The 23,866-nt window shown below is 72.2% G+C and carries 19 protein-coding genes and 1 pseudogene; 16 read left to right on the top strand and 4 right to left on the bottom strand.

Annotation, left to right across the window (positions count from 1 at the left end; all coding sequences use genetic code 11):
• Positions 1-70: 70 nt before the first annotated feature.
• The 10 genes from ACIF6L_RS19785 (at position 71) to ACIF6L_RS19740 (ending at position 12,473) form a co-directional block, all read left to right on the top strand.
• A complete protein-coding gene (locus ACIF6L_RS19785; RefSeq protein WP_396486305.1) occupies positions 71-1,168 on the top strand; it encodes an LLM class flavin-dependent oxidoreductase in 1,098 nt (365 codons plus the stop codon).
• Entirely contained in the window at positions 1,165-1,779 is a 615-nt protein-coding gene (locus tag ACIF6L_RS19780) for an FMN reductase (RefSeq protein ID WP_396486306.1), read from the top strand. The genes ACIF6L_RS19785 and ACIF6L_RS19780 overlap by 4 nt, the downstream gene beginning before the upstream one ends.
• A gap of 115 nt (positions 1,780-1,894) precedes the next feature.
• Entirely contained in the window at positions 1,895-4,726 is a 2,832-nt protein-coding gene (locus ACIF6L_RS19775) for an ATP-binding protein (protein ID WP_396486307.1), read from the top strand.
• Between the two features lie 138 nt (positions 4,727-4,864).
• Positions 4,865-6,112, top strand: coding sequence for a PucR family transcriptional regulator (locus tag ACIF6L_RS19770; protein ID WP_396486308.1), 1,248 nt, complete (start codon positions 4,865-4,867; stop codon positions 6,110-6,112).
• A gap of 151 nt (positions 6,113-6,263) precedes the next feature.
• The gene (locus tag ACIF6L_RS19765; RefSeq protein ID WP_396486309.1) at positions 6,264-7,115 is read left to right on the top strand and encodes an alpha/beta fold hydrolase; all 852 of its coding nucleotides are present in this window, start codon (positions 6,264-6,266) and stop codon (positions 7,113-7,115) included.
• A gap of 91 nt (positions 7,116-7,206) precedes the next feature.
• The gene (locus tag ACIF6L_RS19760; RefSeq protein ID WP_396486310.1) at positions 7,207-8,079 is read left to right on the top strand and encodes an AraC family transcriptional regulator; all 873 of its coding nucleotides are present in this window, start codon (positions 7,207-7,209) and stop codon (positions 8,077-8,079) included.
• Positions 8,080-8,098: 19 nt separating this feature from the next.
• Positions 8,099-8,809, top strand: a complete 711-nt coding sequence (locus ACIF6L_RS19755) for an alpha/beta fold hydrolase (RefSeq protein ID WP_396486311.1) — start codon at positions 8,099-8,101, stop codon at positions 8,807-8,809.
• 153 nt (positions 8,810-8,962) lie between these two features.
• The gene (locus ACIF6L_RS19750; RefSeq protein WP_396486312.1) at positions 8,963-9,391 is read left to right on the top strand and encodes an SsgA family sporulation/cell division regulator; all 429 of its coding nucleotides are present in this window, start codon (positions 8,963-8,965) and stop codon (positions 9,389-9,391) included.
• A gap of 274 nt (positions 9,392-9,665) precedes the next feature.
• Positions 9,666-10,499, top strand: a complete 834-nt coding sequence (locus ACIF6L_RS19745; protein WP_396486313.1) for an alpha/beta fold hydrolase — start codon at positions 9,666-9,668, stop codon at positions 10,497-10,499.
• A gap of 63 nt (positions 10,500-10,562) precedes the next feature.
• A complete protein-coding gene (locus tag ACIF6L_RS19740; protein ID WP_396486314.1) occupies positions 10,563-12,473 on the top strand; it encodes an amidohydrolase in 1,911 nt (636 codons plus the stop codon).
• Positions 12,474-13,470: 997 nt separating this feature from the next.
• Here the strand turns inward: ACIF6L_RS19740 and ACIF6L_RS19735 are convergent.
• Positions 13,471-14,019 (bottom strand): transcriptional regulator, encoded by a 549-nt coding sequence (locus ACIF6L_RS19735; RefSeq protein ID WP_396486315.1) that lies wholly within the window; start codon positions 14,017-14,019, stop codon positions 13,471-13,473.
• Positions 14,020-14,616: 597 nt separating this feature from the next.
• Positions 14,617-15,192, bottom strand: a complete 576-nt coding sequence (locus ACIF6L_RS19730; RefSeq protein WP_396486316.1) for a sigma-70 family RNA polymerase sigma factor — start codon at positions 15,190-15,192, stop codon at positions 14,617-14,619.
• A 248-nt stretch (positions 15,193-15,440) separates the two neighbouring features.
• On the opposite strand from ACIF6L_RS19730, the gene ACIF6L_RS19725 reads away from it, so the two are divergent.
• Both ACIF6L_RS19725 and ACIF6L_RS19720 read left to right on the top strand, forming a co-directional pair.
• Entirely contained in the window at positions 15,441-15,974 is a 534-nt protein-coding gene (locus tag ACIF6L_RS19725; RefSeq protein ID WP_396486317.1) for a DUF4383 domain-containing protein, read from the top strand.
• Entirely contained in the window at positions 15,971-17,485 is a 1,515-nt protein-coding gene (locus tag ACIF6L_RS19720) for a cryptochrome/photolyase family protein (protein ID WP_396486318.1), read from the top strand. The genes ACIF6L_RS19725 and ACIF6L_RS19720 overlap by 4 nt, the downstream gene beginning before the upstream one ends.
• On the opposite strand, the pseudogene ACIF6L_RS19715 reads toward ACIF6L_RS19720, so the two are convergent.
• Together ACIF6L_RS19715 and ACIF6L_RS19710 are read right to left on the bottom strand one after the other, a co-directional pair.
• A pseudogene (locus tag ACIF6L_RS19715) lies at positions 17,474-17,632 on the bottom strand (amine oxidase); the annotation flags it as partial. The gene ACIF6L_RS19720 and the pseudogene ACIF6L_RS19715 overlap by 12 nt on opposite strands.
• 165 nt (positions 17,633-17,797) lie before the next feature.
• Positions 17,798-19,909, bottom strand: coding sequence for a glycosyltransferase family 4 protein (locus tag ACIF6L_RS19710; protein WP_396486319.1), 2,112 nt, complete (start codon positions 19,907-19,909; stop codon positions 17,798-17,800).
• 227 nt (positions 19,910-20,136) lie between these two features.
• Here ACIF6L_RS19710 and ACIF6L_RS19705 point away from each other — a divergent pair, with 227 nt between their 5' ends.
• The 4 genes from ACIF6L_RS19705 (at position 20,137) to ACIF6L_RS19690 (ending at position 23,727) form a co-directional block, all read left to right on the top strand.
• Positions 20,137-21,486 carry a nucleotide disphospho-sugar-binding domain-containing protein gene (locus tag ACIF6L_RS19705; RefSeq protein ID WP_396486320.1) on the top strand — a complete coding sequence of 450 codons (1,350 nt, stop codon included), beginning with the start codon at positions 20,137-20,139 and terminating at the stop codon, positions 21,484-21,486.
• Positions 21,487-22,054: 568 nt separating this feature from the next.
• A complete protein-coding gene (locus ACIF6L_RS19700; protein ID WP_359804509.1) occupies positions 22,055-22,342 on the top strand; it encodes a hypothetical protein in 288 nt (95 codons plus the stop codon).
• A 311-nt stretch (positions 22,343-22,653) separates the two neighbouring features.
• On the top strand, positions 22,654-23,085 hold the full coding sequence (locus ACIF6L_RS19695; protein ID WP_396486321.1) for an SRPBCC family protein: 432 nt from the start codon (positions 22,654-22,656) through the stop codon (positions 23,083-23,085).
• Between the two features lie 81 nt (positions 23,086-23,166).
• A complete protein-coding gene (locus ACIF6L_RS19690) occupies positions 23,167-23,727 on the top strand; it encodes a hypothetical protein (protein ID WP_396486322.1) in 561 nt (186 codons plus the stop codon).
• Positions 23,728-23,866 lie beyond the last annotated feature (139 nt).

The raw sequence follows: 23,866 nt of genomic DNA, 5'->3' as shown, positions 1-23,866 counted from the left end.
CGACAGGCGTCCTCCGGCTTCGGGGCCCGCGATCACAGCATCCAGACAGGTTCAGGAGAGCAGAGGCATCATGCAGTTCGGTATCTTCACCGTCGGGGACGTGACACCCGACCCCACCGACGGCCGTGTTCCGACGGAGCACGAGCGCATCAAGGCGATGGTTGCCATCGCGCTCAAGGCCGAGGAGGTCGGTCTGGACGTCTTCGCGACCGGCGAGCACCACAACCCGCCGTTCGTCCCGTCGTCCCCGACCACACTGCTCGGCCACATCGCCGCCCGCACCGAGAAGCTGATCCTGTCCACCGCCACGACTCTGATCACCACCAATGACCCGGTGAAGATCGCGGAGGACTACGCGATGCTCCAGCACCTGGCCGACGGCCGGGTCGACCTCATGCTGGGGCGCGGCAACACCGGACCGGTGTATCCCTGGTTCGGACAGGACATCCGCCAGGGCATCGACCTCGCCAGGGAGAACTACGCGCTGCTGCGCCGGTTGTGGCGTGAGGACGTGGTGGACTGGGAGGGCCGGTTCCGCACGCCCCTGCAGGCCTTCACGTCGACACCGCGGCCGCTGGACGGCGTCGCGCCGTTCGTCTGGCACGGGTCGATCAGGTCGCCCGAGATCGCGGAACAGGCCGCGTTCTACGGTGACGGCTTCTTCCACAACAACATCTTCTGGCCGGCCGACCACACCAGGCGCATGGTCCAGCTGTACCGGCGCCGGTACGCCCACCACGGCCACGGTCGCCCGGAGGACGCCATCGTGGGGCTCGGCGGCCAGGTCTTCATGCGCAAGAACTCGCAGGACGCGATCCGGGAGTTCCGTCCGTACTTCGACAACGCGCCGGTCTACGGGCACGGTCCGTCGCTGGAGGAGTTCACCGAGCAGACCCCGCTGACCGTGGGCTCTCCCCAGCAGGTCGTCGAACGGACCCTGTCCTTCCGGGAGAGCGTGGGCGACTACCAGCGCCAGCTCTTCCTGATGGATCACGCGGGTCTGCCCCTCAAGACCGTCCTGGAGCAGCTCGACATCCTCGGCGAGGAGGTCGTGCCCGTGCTGCGCAGGGAGTTCGCGATCGGACGCCCGGCCGATGTGCCGGACGCCCCGACGCACGCGGCGCGGGTCACGGCCGCCGCGACCGCGCAGGAGGTGAGCACCGCGTGAAGCTGGTCGCCGTTTCCGCGGGGTTGAGCACCCCTTCCTCCACCCGCCTGCTCGCGGACCGGCTGGCCGAGTCGGTCCGCGACGAACTCGCCGTCCGGGGCCGTACCGTGTCGGCCGAGGTCGTGGAGCTGCGCGAACTGGCCGGCGATGTCGCCAACCATCTCGTGACCGGCTTTCCGGCACCGCGCCTGGCCGCCGCGATCGACGCGGTGACCGGAGCCGACGGCCTGATCGTCGTCACCCCCGTGTTCACGGCCTCCTACAGCGGCCTGTTCAAGTCCTTCTTCGACGTGATCGCCCCGGACGCCCTCGCGGGCAAACCGGTCCTGGTCGCGGCCACGGGGGGTACGGCTCGCCACTCCCTCGTCCTGGAGCACGCCATGCGACCGCTCTTCGCGTATCTGCGCGCCACCGTCGTCCCCACCGCGGTGTACGCGGCGTCCGCGGACTGGGGATCCGGAGGAGACGAGTACGCCGACGGGCTGCCCGGCCGCATCCGCCGGGCGGGCGGCGAGCTGGCCGCGCTCCTGGCCGACCGCCCGGCCCGAGCCGAACCCGAGGACGACGTCACCGCCCTCGAACGGCAGCTCGCCGACCTGCGCTTCGACTGAGACCGGTCGGTCCGGGTCACCGCCTGCCCGGGCGAAGCCGCCGTGCCGCATACTGATCCGCCGTACCGCCGTTGGACGAACCCCGTCCCGTGCGGCCCCGGCCGGCGGAGTGAGTGTGAACCGATTGACGACATGGCCCTTCCTCCGGGACGTCGAGGGTGGGGGGAAACCGGTCCGCGGCAGGGCTGAGGAACTGGCGTTCGTCGAGGCGCGGCTCGACGCCCTCGCCCGGGGGGCGGGCGGGATCGTCCTCGTCGAAGGCCCTGCGGGCATCGGCAGGTCGCGGATGCTCGCGGAGGCGTCGGCGTCCGCGAAACGGCGCGGGAGGAGGGTGTTCCAGGGCGGAGCCGACCCCGACGAACAGTTCGTGCCGCTCGGCCCGTTGCTGGACGGGCTGTTCGCGGGGGACGAACCGCTCGCGGGTGCCGACCGGCTACGGGACCTCGCCGCGACGCCCGGCCAGCGGTTCTGGCTGCTCCAGGAACTGGGGGACCGCCTGCGGGAGGCCGCTCGCAGCAGGCCGCTGCTCATCGTCCTCGACGACCTCCAGTGGTGCGACGAACTGACGCTCCTCACCCTCCACACGCTCGCGGCCGCACTCGCGTCGCACCCGATCCTGTGGCTGGTCGCCGTGCGCCAGGGGAACGTGCCTGCCCGGGTCCGCACGACACTGGACCGGATTCGGCAGGCGGGGGCGCACGAACTGGCCCTGGGCGCACTCGGCGACCCGGCGGTCGCCCGGATCGCGGAGGACGTCCTGGGTGCGGTGCCCGGCCCGGACGTCCTGCGTGTCGCACGCCGCGCCGACGGGGTGCCGCTGTTGCTCAAGGAACTGCTCGACGCGGTACGGGACGAGGGGCTGGTGACGATCGAGAACGGCACAGCACGACTCACGGCCGGGCCCCTTCCCCTCACGCAACTGCCGTCCGTCGCGGACCGGCTGGCCCGACTTCCCACCGCGGTCCGCGAACTCGTCGAAACGGCGGCCGTGGCGGGAGGCCCCGTCCCGGTGGAGCTGCTGGCCGAGCTGCTCGGCAGACCGCCTGCGACGCTGATCACCGCGGTCCAGGAATCCCTCGACTCCGGTCTGCTCGTCGAAAGGGGCGACCGTCTGGAGTTCCGCCACGAGCTGATCCGTGAGGCTGTGGAGGCCGGACTCCCTCCCGCCCTGCGCCGAACCCTGCGGAACCATGCCGCCGAGGTGCCGCCGGCGCGTGCGGCGTCCCCGGCCGGGCCCGACGCGCCGCCGGCCGTGGGCGTCGACCGAACGGCCGTCGAACGGCTACGTTCCGCCGCGGCCGATCTCGCGGCCACCGCGCCCGGAGCGGCGGCGGAGCTCAGCCTCAGGGCCCTGGAACTCACCACGGAGGACCCGTCGCAGGGGCCGAGGGTCGTTGCCGAGACGCTCCCGCTGCTCTGGCAGATGGGGCAGCCGGCCCAGGCGCACGACCTGGGGGCCTCGGCCCTGGCCGCCGGTGATCTCAGGCCCGACGACGAGGCGCGGATACGCCTCGCCATGGCGCGCCTCGCCAGTCACTTCGATTTCGCCGAGGCCGTCCGCCAGGCCCGTGCGGGGGCGGCACTGCCCGGGATCCCGGCCGCACTGCGAGCCCGGCTGCTCGCCCTGTTGTGCCTGGGCCTGTCGCTGGCGGGTGACCCCGAGGGCGCGGAGCAGACCGCTGCCGAGGCGCGGGAGGCCACGGATGCGGCCCGGGACGGCATCGCCCAGGCCACCATGATGGTGGTCGACTCGGCCCTGTGCTTCTACCGGATGGACTGGAACGAGGCGCTCCGCCGGGCGAGCCGGGCGGCAGCCCTGGCGGCCGGCCTGGGCATCGCCCCTTCCGTCTGGGTCCCGGAGGCGCTGTGGCAGTGCTTGCTGCTGACCGTGGCCGGCCGCACCGCGGAGGCGCTCGCGCTCGCCGAGGCCGGGGTCCACGACACCCGCCACCAGGGCCAGGCGGCGGCACGCCTGTGGCTGATGCACCGCGCTCGGGTACTCCTGGACGCCGGGCGGCTGGCGGACGCCGGGGCCGACGCGGAAGCCGCCGCCGACATGAGGGGTGCGTTCGACAGCGGAGACCTCGCTGAGCTCATGCTCCTGTACACGCTGACGCGAGTGGCGATTCACACCGACGACCGCGAAGCCGCCCAGCGGTGCGCGGCGCAGGCGCGGCGCGTGCGGGGTACGGGCGCACCGCTCGCCCGTAGCGTCGCTGCCTGGATGCTGGTACTGCTGGCGGACTTCGACGGCCGGCCCGACCACGCCCTGGCGGAACTCGACGAGGTGCTGGCGGCGCTCGCCGAGGAACGGTCGGCCCTGGTGAGCCCGGTCGACCCGATGGACACTCCCGCCCTCGTCCGCGTGGCCCTGCGCGCCGGCGCATCCGAGCGGGCCGCCCCCGCCGTCGAGGTGGCCGAGCGGCGAGCCGCTCGCAACCCGGACTTCGCGATCCTCGCTGCCAGTGCCGCGCACGCCCGCGGGCTGCTCGACAACGATCTGGCGCACCTCGTGCACGCCGTCCGGCTCTACGAGGGGTGCTCACGCCCGATCGCCCGGGCGTCGGCGCTGGAGGACGTCGGACGCAAGCTCGCGACCACCCGCAGGCCCGAGGCGCTGCCGTACCTGGACAAGGCGCTCGCCCTCTACACCCAGTCAGGTGCCGAGCGGCACGTCGCGCGGGTCCGCCGACGCCTGCGGGCCGCCGGCGTGCGTCGACGCCCCTCATCGGCCGGATCGGCCGATGAATGGCCCGAGCTGACAGCGTCGGAGCTCCGGGTGGCACGTCTCGTGGCCCAGGGCCTGACGAACCCGCAGGTGGCCGAGGAGCTCTCCCTGTCGCCCCACACGGTGGGTTCGCACCTGCGCCGCGCCTACACCAAGCTCGACATCGGCTCCCGTGCGGAGCTGGCCCGGCTGGTGGAGAGACGCGACAACAGAGAGTAATCGCTTCGCATCCCCTGCTGATGCCGTACCTATGGACCTTTCGTGCGATGTGCCGACGTCGTCGCCTCCTCAAAATGATCAACAGCTGCGGAAAGGAAGCGTTCCGCAGGGAACAGTTGGTCGAGAGAGGAACAGCGCATGACCGCAAGGCTCCAGCGAGCCCGCCCTGGCAGCCCCGGACTTCAAGCGCTCGTCGACGAACTCGCAGAGCAGCTCGGCCGGTCCGTCGCGATCGATGATCCGCTGGTCCGCGTGGTCTGCACGAGTCGCCACTTCGGCGACGAGGACCCGGTACGCATCGGCACGCTGCTCCAGGGCCGTGCCGACAACGCCACCATCCGCTACGTACTCGCCCAAGGAGTGACCCAGTGGGCCCGACCCGGATTCATCGAGGGCCGTGACGACCTCGGGCTCCTGCCCCGTTACGTCGTGCCGCTGCGCGAGCGCGGGCACCTCCTGGGGCTGCTCATGGTGGTGGCGCCCGAGATGACCCTCGGCGACGCGGAGACCGAAACCATCGGGGGGGCAGCCGACCTCATGGCGGCCCAGATGTACGTCGAGCAGCTCGGCGCCGACAGCCGGAGGGACGACGAGCAGGCCCTGGTCCTGGAACTCGTCGACACCGACGTCGTCACCCGCACCGCCGCGCGTCGGCGGGCCGTGGAACTCGGGCTGCTCGGGAAGGCCGAACACGTCCTGGTCACCTTGGTCAAGCTGGGCCGCGGCACGGAGCCCGGCCGGCAACCCGAGGCCGCTCTGTGGGGGGCTCTGGAGGGCTTCCGGCAGACACGTTCGGCGCACGGCGTCCTCGCGGTCGACCAGGACCGGGCGATCCTGCTCCAACTGCGTGAGCGGCCTCCCACCCCGCCCGAGGTCGCCACCCAGTCGGCCCGCGTCCTCGACGAACTCGCCACGTTCCTGGAGCCGTCGATGTCGCCGGTCATCGGTGTCGGCGGGCGGCACCTGGGCCTGCAGCACGCCTGGCGGTCGTACGAGCAGTCCCTCGTCGCGGCCCGCGCGGCACACCGGATCCCCTCGCTCCGAAGCATCGGCGACTGGGACCTGCTCGGGGAGTTCGCCGTCCTCCTCCAGCTCCCCGAGCACGCGCTGAACGCCTCCCTCGTGCCCGAGTCGCTGCGCACCCTGAACGAGGCCCACGGCGACGACCGGCTCCGGGACACCCTGCGCTGCTTCCTCGAACACGCCGGATCGATCCCCAGGACCGCCGAGGCGTTGCGCCTCCACCGCACATCGCTCTACTACCGCCTGCGCCAGATCCAGGAGATCACCGGACTCGACCTCGACGACGGTGGTCACCGGCTCACGCTGCACCTGGGGCTCAGGATCGAGGAACTCCTCTCCACGGGCGACGACACGGCCGCCTGATCCTGACCGGCCCTCGCCCCTTCGACAAAGCGATAAGGATCTCCGACCCGATTCCTACAGCGCGCGGTGGTGGTGACGAAGGGCCGTCATCGAAGATGTGAGAGACGGCGCGGGCCGGGCGACAGGCCCGTGACCAGGAAAAGAAGAGGTCATGATGGAACTGATCACCACCGACGGGACACGCATCGCCTACCGGGACACCGGTGGCGAGGGCATCCCCCTGGTCATGCTTCACGGCTGGGGCCAGACGCAGGCGATGTTCCGCCACCAGGTCGAGAACCTGTCTCCCGGGCGTCGTGTGGTCACCGTCGACTTCCGGGGCCACGGGTTGTCCGACAAGCCGAAGCACGGCTACCGCATCGCTCGGTTCTCCCGCGACGTACTCGAACTCGTCGACCACCTCGGCCTGGTGCGGTTCGACGCACTGGGGTGGTCGATGGGCGTCTCGGTGTGGTGGAGCTTCATCGACCAGTACGGCACCGGACGGATCCGGCGCCTCGTCGCCGTCGACCAGCCGGCGGCCGTCGCTGCCGTGCCCTGGACGACCGGGCAGGAGCAGCAGCAGTCCGGCGCCATCTTCGACGTGTCGCAGCTGCTCGAACTGGGTGCCGCACTCGCGGCCCCCGGGGGTGACAAGGTGCGCGCCGACTTCGTGCGCGGCATGTTCTCGGGTGACCCGGACCCGGAGATCCTCGCCTTCGTCGCGCAGGAGATCACCTCGACACCTGCCTACGCCGGCGTACCTCTGCTGTTCGACCACTGCGCTCAGGACTGGCGCGACGTCCTGCCCCGGATCGATGTGCCGACCCTGGTGATCGGCTGCGAGGGGAGTCATGTCAACCCCGACTCGCAGCGCTTCATCGCCCAGCAGATTCCCGACGCCCGACTCCACGTCTTCCCGTCCGAGGTGGCGAGTTCGCACTTCCCGTTCCTTGAGAACCCCGCGGCGTTCAACGCGGTGGTGCAGAAGTTCCTCGCCGAGGAACCGGACACGAGGGCCTAGGCCGGCCTCCGTGTCCACGCCGGCGGCCGTGCGAACGGCTCCCCCTCCCGCGAAGAACCGAAGGTTGGGAATTCTCATGCCTCAGTCAGTGATGTCACGCGCGCCTGAAAGGAAGGTCCGGCAACCGGCCGGTATCCGGCCGGCGCCCGCTTCCGAATGGCTCGTCGAGATCCGTTCCGGAATACCGAGCGAGGGGAACGGGACCTTCCTCTACCTCGGCATGCACGTCCGCGGATCGGCGACCAGCGTCCGCGAAGGGGTCAGAACGGTTCTGGAGCCCCGCGACCTGGTCTTCTGCGACCCGGCCCGGCACCGCCTCCTGCAGTTCGGCGACGACTGCCAGATGGTCTTCTTCCGGGTGCCCCGCGGCTACCTGGGAGTCACTGAATCGGAACTGGACCAGGTGGTGGGCGTTCCCGTGCGTGGTGGCGACGGGCTGGGGGCTCTGGTGTCGGACTTCCTGTCCGCGCTCGCCGAAAAGGCCGATCTCCGCCGGCCCAGCCCCGGGGACCGACTCGCCCGCACGGCCGTCCACCTCCTGTCCGTGCTGCTCATGGAGCTCCTCGAAACCGGCAGGGAGGGCGAGGAGGCCGAGGCGTCGACGGTAGGCGGCGAGATGCTGTCCCGGATCCGGTGCTTCATCGAAGAGCACCTCATGGACCCGGACCTCTCACCGGAATCGATCGCACGCGCCAACCACATCTCCGTCCGGTACCTGCACAAGCTCTTCCAGAACGAGGGCGTCACGGTGAGCCAGTGGGTGCGGCGACGCCGACTGGAGTCCTGCAGGGTCGAGCTGGGCCGGTCAAACCGACGGTTCACCGTGGCAGCGGTGGCGCACCGCTGGGGCTTCAGCAGCCCTTCGCACTTCAGCCGCACCTTCAGGGGCGCGTACGGCATGACCCCGAGCGAATGGCAGTCCCTGGCGACTTCGGCCGTCACTGACGCCCCGCACGCGGCCTGACACCGAGAAGAGAACCGCCATGACCCCCACCGTCGTACTCGTGCACGGCGCCTTCGGCGACGCAGCGGCCTGGATAGGCGTCATCTCGGAACTGCGCAGCCGCGGCATCCCGGTGATCGCACCGCCGAACCCCCTGCGCGGCCTCGCCTCCGACGCCGCCTACCTCACGTCCGTCGTCTCCCAGATCCCCGGCCCCGTCCTGCTCGTCGGCCACTCCTACGGCGGGGCACTGATCACCGTGGCCGGCGCTGCGGCGAACGTCGTCGGACTCGTCTACATCGCGGCGTACGTGCTCCACGAAGGCGAGAGCCTCGGCGATCTGGAGAGACGCTTCCCCGACTCGTCGCTGGCGGGCAACTTGAAGACGTGGACCTACCCGCTCGTCGACGGCGACTGCGCAGTCGAGGTCACCATCGACGAAGCGGCCTTCCCCGCCGTCTTCGCCGCGGACGTGGCGCAGGATGTCGCCGGGGTCCTGGCGGCGGCCCAACGCCCGCTCGCCGCCGCGGCCTTCACCGAGGCGGCCTCCGCCGCCGCCTGGCAGGACAAGCCGTCCTGGGCCCTGGTGGCCGGAGCCGACCGCGCGATCAACCCGGAGGTCCAGCGCTACGGCGCCGAGCGGGCCGGGTCCGTCGTCGTCGAGCTCCCGGACGCCTCTCACGCCGTCGCCCTGTCGGAGCCCAGGCAGGTCGCCGATCTGATCAGGGACGCGGTGCGGGCGACGAGCTGACCGGAACGCAACGGCGTGGCGCGGACGAACCTCGGTTCGTCCGCGCCACGTTCCTTTCCGAATCGCGTGCACCGGAGGTCAAGAATGCGTGCGTGGGATGGCTCGACGATATTCGGAACACCGGTAATTTCCATGGAGTCGAAAGGAATCAAAATGCAGCTCCCCCTAGAAAAGACGATCAGCGCGAGACTGATGACAGCTGACTACGAATGGCATGAACTGACCCTGCGCATGAGGCATTCACCGGACGATGCGCTGGCAGTTCGAATGGACCTTTTCGCAGCCGAGGACGATCCGCCGGCGGCGACCTGGGTCTTCGGCCGGGATCTGCTCGCCACCGGACTCATCCTGCCGACGGGCGAGGGAGACGTACGCGTTCGGCCGCATGGCGAGGACGAGACGGACGTCGAACTCATCTCGGGGCAGTCCTGGTGCGTCGTCAGGATGGCGTCGGCCCATGTGCGCGACGTGGTGGCCAGGACGCAGTCCGCCGAGGAGCTCTGGAACGACAAGGCGCGATCCGAGCTCGACCGGGTGCTGGCGGAGATCCTTTCAAGCGGTATCAGGAATGCGGATTCGTAGGCTCCAAGGACCGCCCGGGCCCGCGCCGAATCGCTGACCAGCCGCGTTCGCGCAGCCGTTGCCCTGCCTGGCCTGGGCTGTTCCCCACCGCACTCGCCCCGCCGGACGGAAGCACGACCGGCCGAAGCGCCTGATCCGGAACTGCCCGGACGGGCCAGACCCAGTGCGCGCAGCGGAAAGCCGCCGCCCCCCGATTCCCTAGATTCGTCCGTACCGAGTCCCCATCATGCCGGCCTCCGTTGTCGGCAGGGCCACACCTGCACGGAGTGCACCCATGCCTTTCCTCCCCGTCGACGAGGAGAACTCAAGCGTCATCAACCTGTACTACGAGGACCACGGCACCGGCCGGCCGGTCGTGCTCATCCACGGCTGGCCGCTCAACGGTGCGTCCTGGGAGAAGCAGGAGGCCGCGCTGCTGGCCGCCGGACACCGCGTGATCACCTATGACCGCCGCGGCTTCGGCGCCTCCGACAAGCCCTCCTTCGGCTACGACCACGACACCTTCGCGGCCGACCTCGACGCCGTGCTCACCCGGCTCGACCTGCGCGATGTGGTGCTCGTCGGCTTCTCCATGGGCAGCGGCGAGGTTACCCGCTACCTCGGCACCTACGGCTCGGAGCGCGTCTCCAGGGCCGTGCTACTCGGCGTGCTGCCGCCGTTCCTGCTGAAGGCCGATGACACCCCGGACGGGGTCGGCGGCATCGTCTTCGAGAAGATCCGGGGCGCCATCCGCGCCGACCGCCCCGCCTTCATCGCCGGCTTCCTCGCCGACTTCTACAACGTGGACGTGCTCGGCGGCGACCGGGTGAGCGACCAGGTCGTCCAATACAGCTGGAACGTCGGCGTTTCGGCCTCCGCCAAGGCGACCGCGGACTGCGTCCCGACCTGGCTCACCGACTTCCGTGCGGACCTGCCGAAGATCGACGTCCCCGTCCTGATCATCCACGGCGACGCCGACCGCACCCTGCCGCTGCGCTCGACCGCCGTCCCGCTCTCGAAGGCCATCGCGGGCGCCCGCCTGGTGGTGCTCGAAGGGGCCCCGCACGGTCTCATCTGGACGCACGCCACCGAGGTCAACAAAGAACTGCTGACCTTCATCGGCGGCTGACCGGCCGCTCCCCACTCCCCCACTCACCTCCCCTGCTCCCCTGCTCCCCGAAAGCGAGATCGTATGTCGAGCATGCCCGTCGCCGGGATCCGTCCCGGCCCGTCGGCCCCCGGCCACTCCCCTGAGCACACCGCAGACCTGGTCGTACGCAACGCCAAGGTGTACACCGGCGACCCCTTGCGCCCCCGGGCGAGCGCGGTCGCGATCCGCGCCGGACTGATCACCGCCGTCGGCGACGACGCCGACGTCCTGCCGCAGGTCGGCCCGCACACCCGCGTGGTCGACGCGCTGGGCCGGCGCGCCGTCCCCGGCCTCAATGACTCGCACCTGCACGTCATCCGGGGCGGCCTCAACTACGTGCTGGAACTGCGCTGGGACGGCGTGCCCACGCTGCGCCAGGCGCTGGCCATGCTGCGCGCCCAGGCCGAGCGCACCCCGCCGGGCCAGTGGGTCCGGGTGGTGGGTGGCTGGTCCGCCGACCAGTTCGCCGAGCGTCGACTGCCTACCCTCGCCGAACTCAACGCCGCCGCCCCCGACACCCCGGTGTTCGTGCTGCACCTGTACCAGTCGGCGTTGCTCAACCGGGCGGCACTGCGGGCCGCGGGCTTCACCCGGAACACCCCCGACCCGGTCGGCGGGCAGATCGTGCGCGCTCACGACGGCGAGCCGACCGGCATGCTGCTGGCCGCACCGGGCGCCCTGCTGCTGTACTCCACGCTGGCCAAGGCCCCGACCCTGGACGAGGCCGACAAGGCCGCCTCCACCCGGCACTTCCTGCGCGAGCTCAACCGCTTCGGGCTCACCTCCGCCATCGACGCGGCGGGCGGCTTCCAGAGCTTCCCGGAGAACTACGGCACCGTCACGGAGCTGGCGAAGAACGGCCAGCTGACGCTCCGGATCGCCTACCACCTCTTCCCGCAGACCGCCGGGCAGGAGCTGGACGACCTGCGGCGCTGGGTGGAGACCGTCCGACCCGGCGACGGCGACGAGTGGCTGCGACTCAACGGAGCCGGGGAGAACCTCACCTGGGCGGCCGCCGACTTCGAGAACTTCTCCGAGCCGCGCCCCGAACTCGGCCCGTACGAGGCCGGGTTCGAGCAAGCGGTGCGGCTGCTGATGGAGCACGACTGGGGCTTCCGGCTGCACGCGAGCTACGACGAGACGATCCGCCGCGATCTGGCGGTCTTCGAGCGGCTGGCCGCCGAGGGCCTGTTCCCCGGTGGGAACCGCTGGCTCTTCGACCACGCCGAGACGGTCTCCACCGCGAGCCTGGACCGGATCGCGGCGCTCGGCGGCGCCGTCTCGGTACAGAACCGGATGTCCTTCCAGGGCGAGGCGTTCGTCCGGCGCTACGGCGCGGCCGCGGCCGCCGACGCCCCGCCGGTGCGGGCGATGCTGGAACGCGGCCTGACGGTGGCCGCCGGCACCGACGCCACCCGGGTCTCCTCCTACAACCCGTGGGTGGCTTTGCACTGGCTGATCTCCGGACGGGCCGTCAGTGGACGCGCGCTCCGCCCGGCCGCCAACCGGCTGAGCCGCGAGGAGGCACTGGAGCTGTACACCCTCGGCGGCGCCCGGCTCACCGGCGAGGAAGAGGTCAAGGGCCGTCTTCGGGTGGGCTGTTACGCCGACCTCACGGTGCTTAGCGCGGACTACCTCACCGTCCCCGAGGCGGACATCCCGCACATCGAGTCGGTACTCACCGTAGTCGGCGGCCGTATCGTGTACGGCGTCCAGGAGCACGAGGGCCTCGCCCCCGAGCTGCCGGCCGTGGTCCCGCTGTGGAGCCCGGTGGCACGCTTCGGCGGCTACCAGGCCACCCCGGCGCCGAGCCTGTCCGGTGTCCGGCAGGCCGAGCGGCTGGCCGAGGCGGCGGCCGACTCCGACGAGCAGCGCGCCTGGCGCGCGGCCCGCGGCCAATGGGTACCCGGACAGGGCGGCGGCCCCGCACTCGACGACCCCTGTTTCCTCTGAATCGCCCGCTTCCGGCCTGACCGGTCGAACCATCGTGCGCCGCCGAGCCCTTGCCGCTTGGCGGCGCACGGCGTTGCCCGGCGGGAGCCGTGAATGGACCACCCACGTGACAGATCTCGATGGTCTCTGCTGCCCGAGGTTCTGGCGACGCAGCCGGGGGAGTTCCTCTCGCTCAGGGCTGGTCAGCCGCCCGGCAGGCCTTCTCACGGCCGCAAGCTGCTTCGCACCACGCTCAGCGGACACGAGGGCGCGGCCCTGGTCGACGTACCCGCCAGCAGCTTCGCCGCTGGCTGCGGAGGGAGAGCTTCACCCTGGCACGCTTGCTGGCTCCTGCACAGCGAGTACGGCGAAGCCGACGACGAAGACCTCGTCACCAGCGCGGCGGCCGCGAACGCTTCGCCCAGCTCGTCCGCGACACCGCCGCCCACCACCGCGGCCGCCTCATCCGAGCCGCCGCCCTACCAACCCACACGCCGCCGACCGACTGGTTCTCCATGTGCCGCAGGCCGAGGGAGGACCTCAGGTCGGCCGCACCTTCGTGGGCCGGTGGTCACACCGTGGTCACCGTGCGGCGCACGCTGGTCTTCGGTGACTTCGCAGCGCCTCGGTCCCGGACAGCGGGGCCTCGCGCGGGTGCCGCCGAGCCTATGCGGAGGCGGTGAAGAACAGCAGCATTCCCATTCCCCTCTGGACGAACGTGCACCTGGGTCCCGGCCCGGACCCCGACTACCTGGACGGCGGGACCATGACTGTGCGCACACCGCCGGTCGCACCACGGCCGCCAATCTCCGTCACACGCGACTATCGTCACCCCCGCCTCCGTCCAGGCCTACAAGCCCACCCCCCACCTGCTGGACTACGCCACGCCGAAGGCCGCGATCGTCGCGTTCACCCAGGGCCCCGCCGCGCAGCTGACCTCCGGAGGCAGCGGGAGCCGGGCGGTCCGCCCCACGATGATTCGGGCCGCACCGCCCACCGGCGACGGGGTGTCGAGGGGTCAGCCCGTGACTGTCTGCTCGATCAGGTCGACGGCGTCCGCGAGGGTACGGGGGCTGGCCGTGCCGTCCGGCAGCCTGCCGCGGACCCAGCCCGGGCCGGCAGCGACGACGACCGCCCCGCCGCGGGAGCCGCGCGGACCCCACAGGCTCGCTGCGGCACGGCCGAGGAGCTCAAGGTCCGCCGTGTGCCGGTCCTGGGACCAGATCATCACGACCCTGGGGCCGATCCGCTGGACGGCGTCGAGCAGCGCCCGCGGCGGCACCGCCGCGCCCAGCATGCGAAACGGCAGCCCGCGCTCGGTCAGCGCCGCGGCCGTGGCCTCCAGGGGCAGACTGTGCAGCTCCACAGGTGCGGCGGCCAGCAGCACCGGTGGCACGGGCCGCATCGCCACCGTCCCCACCGCCACGCCCCGCAGCACGCTGGAGACGTTCCAGGAGAGCAGGTGCTCCACCTCGACGTACTGCTCGCCGTCCGCCGCCCACTTGCGGCCCGCGGCGCGCAGCGCGGGCATGATCACCTCGGTCCACGCGTCGAGATGCCCGAGCACGTCGACGCCTCGGATCCGGGTGTCTCGGTGGGAGGGTTGGCGGGCGCAGCGCGTTGGCCGGCGATGCTCCGTTGCTCGGAGGTCATGGAGTCCTCCCGATGTCGGAAGTCCGGCGAGGGTAACGGGAGCTGTACTTTCGGGTGCCGCCGAAGCGGCGGTCGGCAGCGGCGGGTGCGCCGCTGGGTCCAGAGCTCAATGGTCGTCCTGTCCACTTGTCGTGCCCAATCGCACCGTTTTGCGCTCCGCTGCGGGCGGCGGCCGCGGCCGTACCGCCGGGGTGCTCACGCCCCGGCCGAACCCGGTGGCCTTCGAACGGGCCGGTGAGCGCGTCGGTGATCCACCCGCCGTCCCAGGAGCGGGCCCGCCCCTTCCACTCGCACACGCTGACACCGTCCCGGGACGTGAGGAACTGGGTGACAACGTCATCCGGGGGGGTAGTGCACCGGCGGGTGGCTCGTCTCCAGCACACGCGCCGCCTCGGCCGCGGAGGCGATCAGCACCCCGGCGAACCGCACCTCGATCCGCGTCCGGCGAGCAGAGTGGACGGCCGGTGGGTGCGGGTGGTCACGCACCGGTTCGAGGCCGGACCGCCGGTCATCACGCCGCCGTGCGGTCCGGTGCGGGGAGCAGCCCAGCCGAGTCGGCGTCGGGCGTGATCGCGGCGCGCAGCCGAAGGAGCCCGTCGCGGACGCGGGTCTTGACGGTGCCCAGCGGCACGCCGGTCCGGTGCGCGATCTCACGTTGCGTGTACCCGCCGTAGTAGGCCAGCACCACGGCCTCGCGTTGCGCCGCGCTCAGCTGCCGGAGCGCGGACCGGACCCGTCGGCGTTCGAGCGATCGCAGCGCCTGCTCCTCCGGGGGGTCACCGGGGCAGGTCTCCCGGAGCCCGACCCGCCGGTCGCGCTCGGCGGACGCCTGGACGGCCCGCACCCGGTCAACGGCCCGGCGGTGCGCGCAGACCAGCACCCAGGTCATGACCGCGCCACGCTCCGGCCGGTACGCGGCAGCGGTGCGCCACACCTCCAGCAGGACTTCCTGGGCCACCTCCTCGGCGTGCGCCGGGCTGTGCAGGGTCCGTAGCACGACCCCGTAAACCGGCCCGGCGATCACGCTGTACAGCAGCTCGAAGGCCGCCTCGTCGCCCCGGGCGACCCGGCCCACGAGCTGGGGCATTTCCTCGGCCGTCGGGCTGCGGCGAACGACGGAACGTCTGCCGCACTCGGTCCTCGTTGGCGTCTTCACACCGTCACGGTGCAGCGATTCGCCCCGGAAAGCCCAGTCGCAGCGTTTGTGCAGCGCACTCTGCCGCACATCCCGTGAAACGCTGCGCCTTCGGTGCGAGTGGGGCGGGAGCTTACCGCGGCCAATGCTCGCCACGGGCCGCACGGCGGCCATGGACTCACTCGGAACGGGAGCGGACCATGAAGCTGCACGACGAACTTCCGGTCGACGATCACCTCTCGCAGATCTACCGCGCGGGCGCCGGCCTGTGCGGAGCGGCGCTACTGGTCTTCGGCTGCCTCGGGCTCACGAACGGTCTGGCGTTCTTCAGCACCAGCGGCGAGCGGATCGCCGGCCTGTCCAGCAACGGCCTGCTCAGCCTGGTCTCGCTGGTGACGGCCGTGGTACTGATCGCCGGCGCGCTGATCGGCGGCAACGCGGCCTCCACGGTCAACATCACCGTCGGCGCGCTGTTCGTCCTCAGCGGCTTCGTCAACCTCGTCCTGCTGGACTCGCCCGCCAACATCCTGGCCTTCCGCATCCAGAACGTGCTCTTCAGCTTCGCCATGGGCCTGGTGATCGCCACCTTCGGCATGTACGGCCGCGTCAGCGGCAAGCTGCCCCTCGACAACCCCTACTGGCGCCAGCGCCACCCCCGACCCGCCGACCGGGACAGTGCGCCGGCCCTCCCCGGCGGCTCCCGGCCGCCGGTACTCCCCGGGCGGCCGGTGTGAGCGGCCCGTGCCCGCACTGGCTGTTCGGCGACCAGCTCGGGCCGCACTTTCTCGCCCCGGGCGAGGGCGGCCCGGACCCGGACGCGCCGGTGGTCATGATCGAGGCCCGCTCGGTGCTTCGCCGGCGGCGGTTCCACCGGGCCAAGGCGCATCTGATCCTGTCAGCGATGCGCCACGCCGCCGAGGCGCTCGGCGACCGGGTGCGCTACGTCCGGGCCGACACCTACCGCGAGGGCCTGGCGAAGGCCGTAGGCCGTCGCCGGACCACCGTCTGCCACCCGACCTCGCGCGCTGCCCTCGGCCTGGTGCGCGACCTCGACCAGGTCAGGGTGCTGCCGCCACGCGGCTTCCTGGTCCCCTTCGCCGACTTCCGCCGCTGGGCCGGCGAACCCGGCGAGCGGCGGCTGCTCATGGAGGACTTCTACCACCGGGTGCGCCGCGCCGAGCACCTGCTGCTTGAACCCGACGGCAGCCCGGTCGGCGGCCGCTGGAACCTCGACCGGGACAACCGCGAACCGCCGCCGAGGGGAGCTACCGCCCTGCCGCTGCCGGCCCCGTTCGAGCCCGAGGAGGACGGCATCGACGAGGAGGTCCGGGCCGATCTGGACCGTTGGGAGCGCGCCGGGGAGGTCGCCTTCGTCGGCCGGGACGGCCCGCGCCGCTTCGCCGCGACCCGGCCGGAGGCCGAGCGGGCGCTCGCGCACTTCGTCGCCCACCGCCTGGCCGACTTCGGCCGCTACGAGGATGCCATGCTCCTCGCCGACCCGTGGCTGGCCCACAGCGCGCTGTCCGTCCCGCTCAACCTCGGCCTGCTCGACGCCCGCGAATGCGCGCGTGCCGCCGAGACCGCGTACCGGGCGGGCCGGGTACCGCTCAACAGTGCCGAGGGCTTCGTACGACAGATCGTCGGCTGGCGCGAGTACGTCTGGCAGCTCTACTGGCACCTCGGCGAGGGATACCGAGACGCCAACCGCCTCCGCCACCACGAACCTCTTCCCAGCTGGTTCCGCGACCTGGACGCCGATGCCGTCACCGCCCGCTGCCTGTCCCACGTCCTCGCCGAGGTCCGCGACCACGGCTGGGTCCACCACATCCCCCGGCTCATGGTGCTCGGCAACTGGGCCCTCCAGCACGGCTGGGACCCACGGGAGTTGACCGACTGGTTCCACCGCTGCTTCGTGGACGGCTACGACTGGGTGATGACCGCCAACGTGGTCGGCATGTCCCAGTTCGCCGACGGCGGCCTGATCACCACCAAGCCCTACGCGGCCGGCGGCGCCTACCTGAACCGCATGGGCAACCACTGCCGCCCCTGCCGCTACCAGCCCACCGAACGCCTCGGCGACCGCGCCTGCCCTTTCACCACCGGCTACTGGGCCTTCGTCCACCGCCACCAGGACCTCCTCGCCGCCAACCACCGCACCGCCCGGGCCGCCGCCGGCCTGCACCGGCTGACCGGCCTGTCCGAAGTCCTGGCCGCCGAACACATCCGCGGCCAGTCACCGCCGTGAGGCGGCCAGGTCCGCCGCCACTTCCCGGGCCGCCCGCCTCCCCCACGCCGGCGCGCCCTGGACCGAGGGCGTCGCCCGGTGGTCCCCGCACACGTGGCGGCCCGGCGCGAAGCGCGTGCCACGGCTGAGCGACCGCGGGGGCCGCAGCCGCCGAGAGTGTCTCGGCGATCCGGTGGCCGGCGGCTCCCACGCCGAGCAACAGTTGCCCCGTCGGCAGCCTGGCGGCCGGGGCTGCTCCGGGACGGCCCCATGCCGTCCTGCGGCAGGCAGAGGGTGCCGCGCCCCATGCCGCTCCGACCAGGTGGAATCACCTCAACTACGTCCCGTGACATCGCGCTCGCCGCTCCTTCCCTCCGCACGCTGCGGCTGGTCCGCGGGGCGGCTGGCGCCGCACGTGGTCCGGTAGGCGTCGGCCAGGGACGCGGCCATGGCGTCGATGCTCAACCGCTCGCGCACCGTCGCGGCTCCGGCTTCTGCCATCGCCGCCAGTTCCGGCGCGGGGGTGGAGACCAGGGAGCGCAGGCCGTCGGCGAGCCGCTCGACCGATTGGGTGGCCAGCAGCCGACCGTTGACGCCGTCGTGCAGGTAGTGGGAGGCCCCGCCGCGCTGCGGGGCGGCCACCGGAAGGCCCGCCTCCATGGCTTCCAGTACAGCCAGGCCGAACTCCTCCTTGGCGCTGGGGCATACATACAGGACGGTTCCTGGCCCGCGTTGCGCCAGCGCCCTCTCCAGCAGCCGCACCTGCCGGTTGGGCAGCGCGGGCCACAGGGCGGCGCGCCGCTCGGCGACGGGATCGGTCGCCAGGTGCTGAGCGAGCCGGGCGCGGACCGCCGCTTCGTCCGGGGTCGGGAACGTGGGGGATCCTCCGACCAGCAGCAGCGTGGTGCGGTGGTGCAGGCCCGCGAGGACCCAGGCTTTCACCAGGTGCTCCTGCTGCTTGACGGGGTGGAGCCGTCCAACACAGAGCAGAAGCGGCAGTTCGCGGTCCTCGGCTTCAAGGCCGCTCGCACTCGCGCCGCCGTACAGGCGGGCCAGCAGGCCGTGTGCCGTGTCGCCGTCGGCCGCGGCGGGATGAAAGGGGGCGATGCCCTCGGGCTGGATGTGCACCGGGCGCTCCGCCAGCTGGGGGAAGTGCGCCGCGAGCTCCTGCCCTCCTGGTGCCGCGGGCATGGCCACCAGCAGGTCGGCGCGCGCCACGAGACAGTCGGCGACGAAGATCCGGTGCAGGTCCAGGCGCAGCGCGCGGGCCGCGTCGCCCGTGTGCTCCGGTGGCAGGCCGGCGTGCCGTTCGTCGATCGTGCGGTGGGGGTCGGGGGTGACGGTGAACGCGAGTTTCGCGCCGCGGCGGCGGGCGGTGCGGGCGACGGCGAGTGAGGCGTCGTCGGCGAATCTGACGTGCGTGATGTCCGGTCGGTAGCCCGGGAGTTCGAAGATCCGGGCGGTCCACCAGGCCAGTGCCGCCTGGTGCTCGACGGCGGTGTGCGGATCCAGCGGCTGCGGCGAGTCGACGGGCAGCCGGACCAGCAGATGGGATCGGCCCGATGGCTGGGCCAGGTCGCAGCGGTCGGCTTCCGTGGGCCGGGCCGTGGTGAGGGTGAGAACCCGGGCGACGCTCTTCTGTGCAGTCAGGGACGGGCCCAGCCCGGTGAGGAGCACGCTCATGCCGCCGCTGAGTCCGGCGCCGGGTTCCTCCAGTCGGCCCAGCAGCATCGATTGCGCGACGACCAGGGATCCCGGCGGGGGCTCTTCCAGGACCGCGAACGCCGCCCTGAACCGCCGGCCGGACGGGTCCGCGGGGTCGGCCCGCCCAGCGCAGGCGGCGAGCAGGAGCCGCTCGTAGCCGTCCCTGCCCTCACCGGGGTCAGGCAGCAGGCGGTGGCCGCCGGGCACCCCCGACAGGTAGCGCCACAGCGCGTGAGCCGCCCTGCGGCCAGGGGCCCGGTGCTGGAGGGCTTCCACGGATGAGAGCGGTCGCAGCCCGTTCGCGTCCGCCACGTCCAGCAGGAATCCGGTCTCCGCCGGGCTGGGGTCGGCGAGCAGCCGGCGGCGGATCTCGGCGGTGGCGCTCGCCCCTGCGTCGAGGCGGGCGCTGCGTTCCCAGGCTTCCGCGAGGGCGGTCCGCTCCCACACCTGGAGATCCGGCGCCGCCCCGGCGGCGGCCAGGATCCACGCCGGAACCGTGCTCTCTCGCCGGACGAGCCGGCGAAGCCACGCCGTTCGCCGGTCGGCGACGGACAGCGCCGCGTCCGAGCGGCCGCAGGACCCGCCGTACTCGGCCCGGGCCAGTCGGCTGAGCAGGTCGCGGCCGGGTACCGCGCTGAGGTCCTCGGCCCAGTGGCACCTGCGCCAAGCGGCAAGTGCCCCGGCGCCGGCGCGCCCGCTTCGCGGAGGTGCTGCCAAGGCCGGTGTCAGGTGGTGGGTCATCGCGTTTCCTCCCGTGCCGCTGTCCGGTCGACGGCGCCTTCGGAGCCGGGCCGCACAACGGTTTGGGCCCAGGCCGCGACCGGCGCCACGTACCCTGTCCGGGCCGGTATCGACGGCATCGGTGGCACGAGCTTCCGCCCAGGGCAGCACCGGTCGCCCGGACGTGGCACCAGGCTCCCGGCATCATCGAAGGCCGCTCGCGCGGCGACACCCCGAAGGAGGACAGCATGGCCCGCGTCGTCGTGATCAGCCCGCCCTTCCACTCCCACGCCCGGCCGCTGGCCGCACTCGGCTCCGCGCTGAAGCGGTACGGCGCCCGCGTCGACTTCGCCTGCACCCCCGCGTTCGCCGACCTCGCGACCCGCGCCGGCCTCGGGTTCGCCGAACTGGCAGTTACCCGCAACGCCAACACCGGCGTCGCCGAAGCGACCCGGCAGGGCCGGGCCGAGGCCGCTCGCCTGCGCGACTTCCTCGACGCCACCCACCACGGCCCGACCGCGACCCTCCTCGTCCAGGCCCGCCACCGCCGCGCCGACATGCTTCCCGACCCCGAGGACGTCCTGCGCGGCCTCGCCGACCTCGACCGGCGCCTGCGCCCGGACTGGTACCTCGTCGATCAGCTCTCCTACTCCGCGACCCTCGCCCTGCACTGCCTCGACCTGCCCTACGCCACCTTCTGCCCCGGCCACCCCAGCTACCTGCCGGCCTCCCCCGATGCCTTCTTCGGGCTCCCCCACGCCTGGCCGGACACCCTGCGTCCGGCCGCCGCCGACCTCGCGCGACTGCGCGACGCGGCGGCGGCGAACGACACCGCGTTCACCGCCGCGTTCCAGGCGGTCGTCCGCCGCCAGGCGCCGGGCCGACCTGCGCCCGAGCGGGCGTTCACCCTGTGCTCGCCGCACGCCGTCGTCTTCAACTACCCGAGTCTGCCGTGGCTGCCGCCCGCCCCGGCCGGCCCCCGGGCCCTGTACGCCGGGCACCTGCTGTCCGACGCCGGCCCGGACCCGCTGGACGAGCACTGGCAGGCCGTGCTCGCCCGGTTGACGACGGACGGGCGCCCGCTGGTACTGCTGGCCCTTGGCACGTTCCTGTCCGCCCGCGACGACGTCCTGACCACCACCGCGGCCGGGATCCTCCGGCACACCCCGGCCTCGGTGATCATGGCCGCCGGGGACCGCGTCGCCGCCGTCGCGGCCGACCCGGCACTGCGCGACGCCGACCCGGAACGGCTGCACGTCGCCCCGGTGATCCCGCAACAGGAACTGCTCCCGCACGCCTCCGCCATGGTCCACCACGGCGGCAACAACTCCTTCACGGAGTGCCTGCACGCCGGCGTGCCCGCTCTGGTCCTGCCGTTCTCCAGCGACCAGTTCGCCATCGCCCACGACGCCGAACGCGCCGGAGCCGGCCGCTGCCTGGACCCCAACACCCTCACCCCGGACGCCGCCGGCCACGCCGTCGCCGCCTTCCTCGCCGCACCACCACAACCCACCGAGGCCCTACCCGCCCGCCCGCACCCACGCGGCCCGGCCTGGGCCGCCCGAGAACTCCTGCAGTCCATGCCGACCCGCCCCTGACGCCTTCGGCACGCCACCAAGTCGGTTCACGCAAACGCTGCGACCGGCGCCACGCCGCAGCGAACGGATGCTGTATCGCAACCGGCGAACCAAAAGGTGGCCGCACCATGCGCACTCCCCTGACCGGCCGCGAGCAGCGGTTGCTCGACGGCATCGAGTCCCACCTCCGGCGGGAGGATCCGGCGCTGGCGCGTCTGCTCGCAGTTCCCCCGGGTCTGCGGACGCGCCTGTGGCACCGGCCCCCGTTTCCTGGCCGCCGCAGCCTCGGCCCTGGCCGCCCCGACTGCCGCCTGCGCGCTGTTGGCGGGCTCGGGTGCTGCCACCACACCCGTTGCCGAAGCCGGCGCGGGCGTGTCCGCGCCCGTGCTCGCGCTCGTCCTCCGGCGCCTGGCACTACTGCGCGCCGGCTGATGGCGCCGGCTGATGGCGCCGGCTGCTCGCAGGAAGGGATCGCGCCGGGCCGGACGGCGGGAGGGCGGACGATGCACCAACGATGCGACTACCGGACCAACGAGCCTGCTCTCAGGCTGAAAGCCCAAGACCGATTCGAGCATGTCGGAGGGAAGTCATGGCCATCGTGCGACGACTCCACGAAGCCGGAATCACCAGCGAACACGCCTACGCGGCGGCATTCGGATCCATCGGCCTGTCCCTGCTGAGCTGGATCGCCTCGATGAAAGCCGAACAGGCCGGCGTTGAACGCGCCGACCGGTGGGGCATCTTCGTGGGCGAGTGGGCGCCCACGTTCTTCGGGCTCGGGCTGGCACTCGCCGGGTACGAACGCGAGGCGCCCACCGTCTCCTCCAAGGGTCGGCGGAGCGCGTGGCTCGACCACCCGGGCGACAAGACCGGGTGACCGGCCCGAGCCGCCGCCTGGGCCCCGCAGGACAACACCTGCGGGGCCCGCAGCGCTTCACTCAGCCTCGTAAGCCCCGACGGAGCAGCTCGCAGACGGCCGCGGTAGCGGTCCCCGGCAGCTCCGCCGATCTCCAGTGCAGCAACGCTGCGAGTTCCCCGCCCCACCGCCAGGAGCGCACCATCCGAGGCCTGAACGCCAGCAGGGGAGGTACGGATGATCATCGAACCGGTGACGGTGGACCCGGCCCGGCCATCGAACAAGACAGCGGCAGCCCGCAAAGCGGCGGGCCACGACGGAAAGGCGAGCTGATGATCAGCGTCGAACGGAGCATGGTGATCGGGCGCCCTGCCGGGGAGGTGGTGAGGTACCTGGCGGACTTCGGCAACACAGTGGAGTGGGATCCGGGCACCGTGGCCTGCGTGCGCCTGGACCCCGGTCCGCTCGTGGTAGGTGCGCGCTGGCGCAACACCTCGCGGTTCCGAGGGCGGCAAACCGACCTGGACTACCGCCTGGAGGAGTACGGGCCCGCCCGGCTGGTATTCGTCGGACACAACCGTACCGTCACGGCCACGGACGACATCACGGTCCGCGCAACCGAGGGCCGAACGCTGGTGGTCTACCGCGCGTCGTTGCACTTCCACGGCCTGGCGCGCCTTGCGGCGCCGTTCCTGCGGGCCGAGTTCGAGCGTCTCGCGAATGCGGTCGCCGAGCGCCTTCCCCGGGTGCTGGCCCAACGGTGACCCACCCCGGCGGGGAATCCGGTGCGTGCGGGTCGCACGCGCGCAGCCGGCCTGCGTCGCTCGCCCTGGGAGGAGACGGCGGTGGAGTTCGGCGGTGGAGTTCGGCGGTGGAGTTCGGCGGTGGAGTTCGGCGGATGGCGGCTGCTGGTGATGGACGCCACCGGTGTGATCGGGGCGCTGACCGGCGTCATCGTAGAGCGCCAGCTGTCGGGAACCGCTGCCTACCGGGCTGCCGAGGCCGCCCTGGCCGCCTGGCTCGAATCGGTGCGCGCCGAGCACCGCCGACAGGGTTTCACCGTGGTGGACGCACGCCTGCCGCGCCTGGACACCGGCTTCGCACAGCGCCCTCGCCGGAACGGTACCGCCGCTGCCGCCCGGCGCGGACCCGGGAATCCGGGTCTCGGCGGTGCTCGACCAACTGCCACCCAGGACCAGGATTCGCATGGAGGTGGCCATCCCAACCGCCGCCTCCGCCTTCAGCTCGCTCCCGGGCCCGCACACCAGGCCGCCCGGGTACCGATCAGCAGCCAGGCCATTTCCGCACATGCTCATGCAGAGGCGCCGCAGAGCGATTCCAGCCCTCGCCCGGCCTCTCCGACCGCTCCTGCTCGAACAGCTTCCGCCTACGCCGATCAGACCTGACTCACCATCGGCTTAGACCAGCAGAAGTCAGCATCAGTCCGAGTCCACCCTCACAGATACGCGAACACCTGAGAGATCAGCCCACGGCACGTCGAACCCGCACCGCCGCTGCGAGGAGGTCCGGCCGCCCTCCCGCGCT

It is taken from the genome of Kitasatospora sp. NPDC086009 (assembly GCF_044540385.1).
Classification (GTDB): Bacteria; Actinomycetota; Actinomycetes; order Streptomycetales; family Streptomycetaceae; genus Kitasatospora.
The sequence above is the reverse complement of the archived record's forward strand: the minus strand, read 5'-3'. Positions and strand labels throughout refer to the sequence as shown.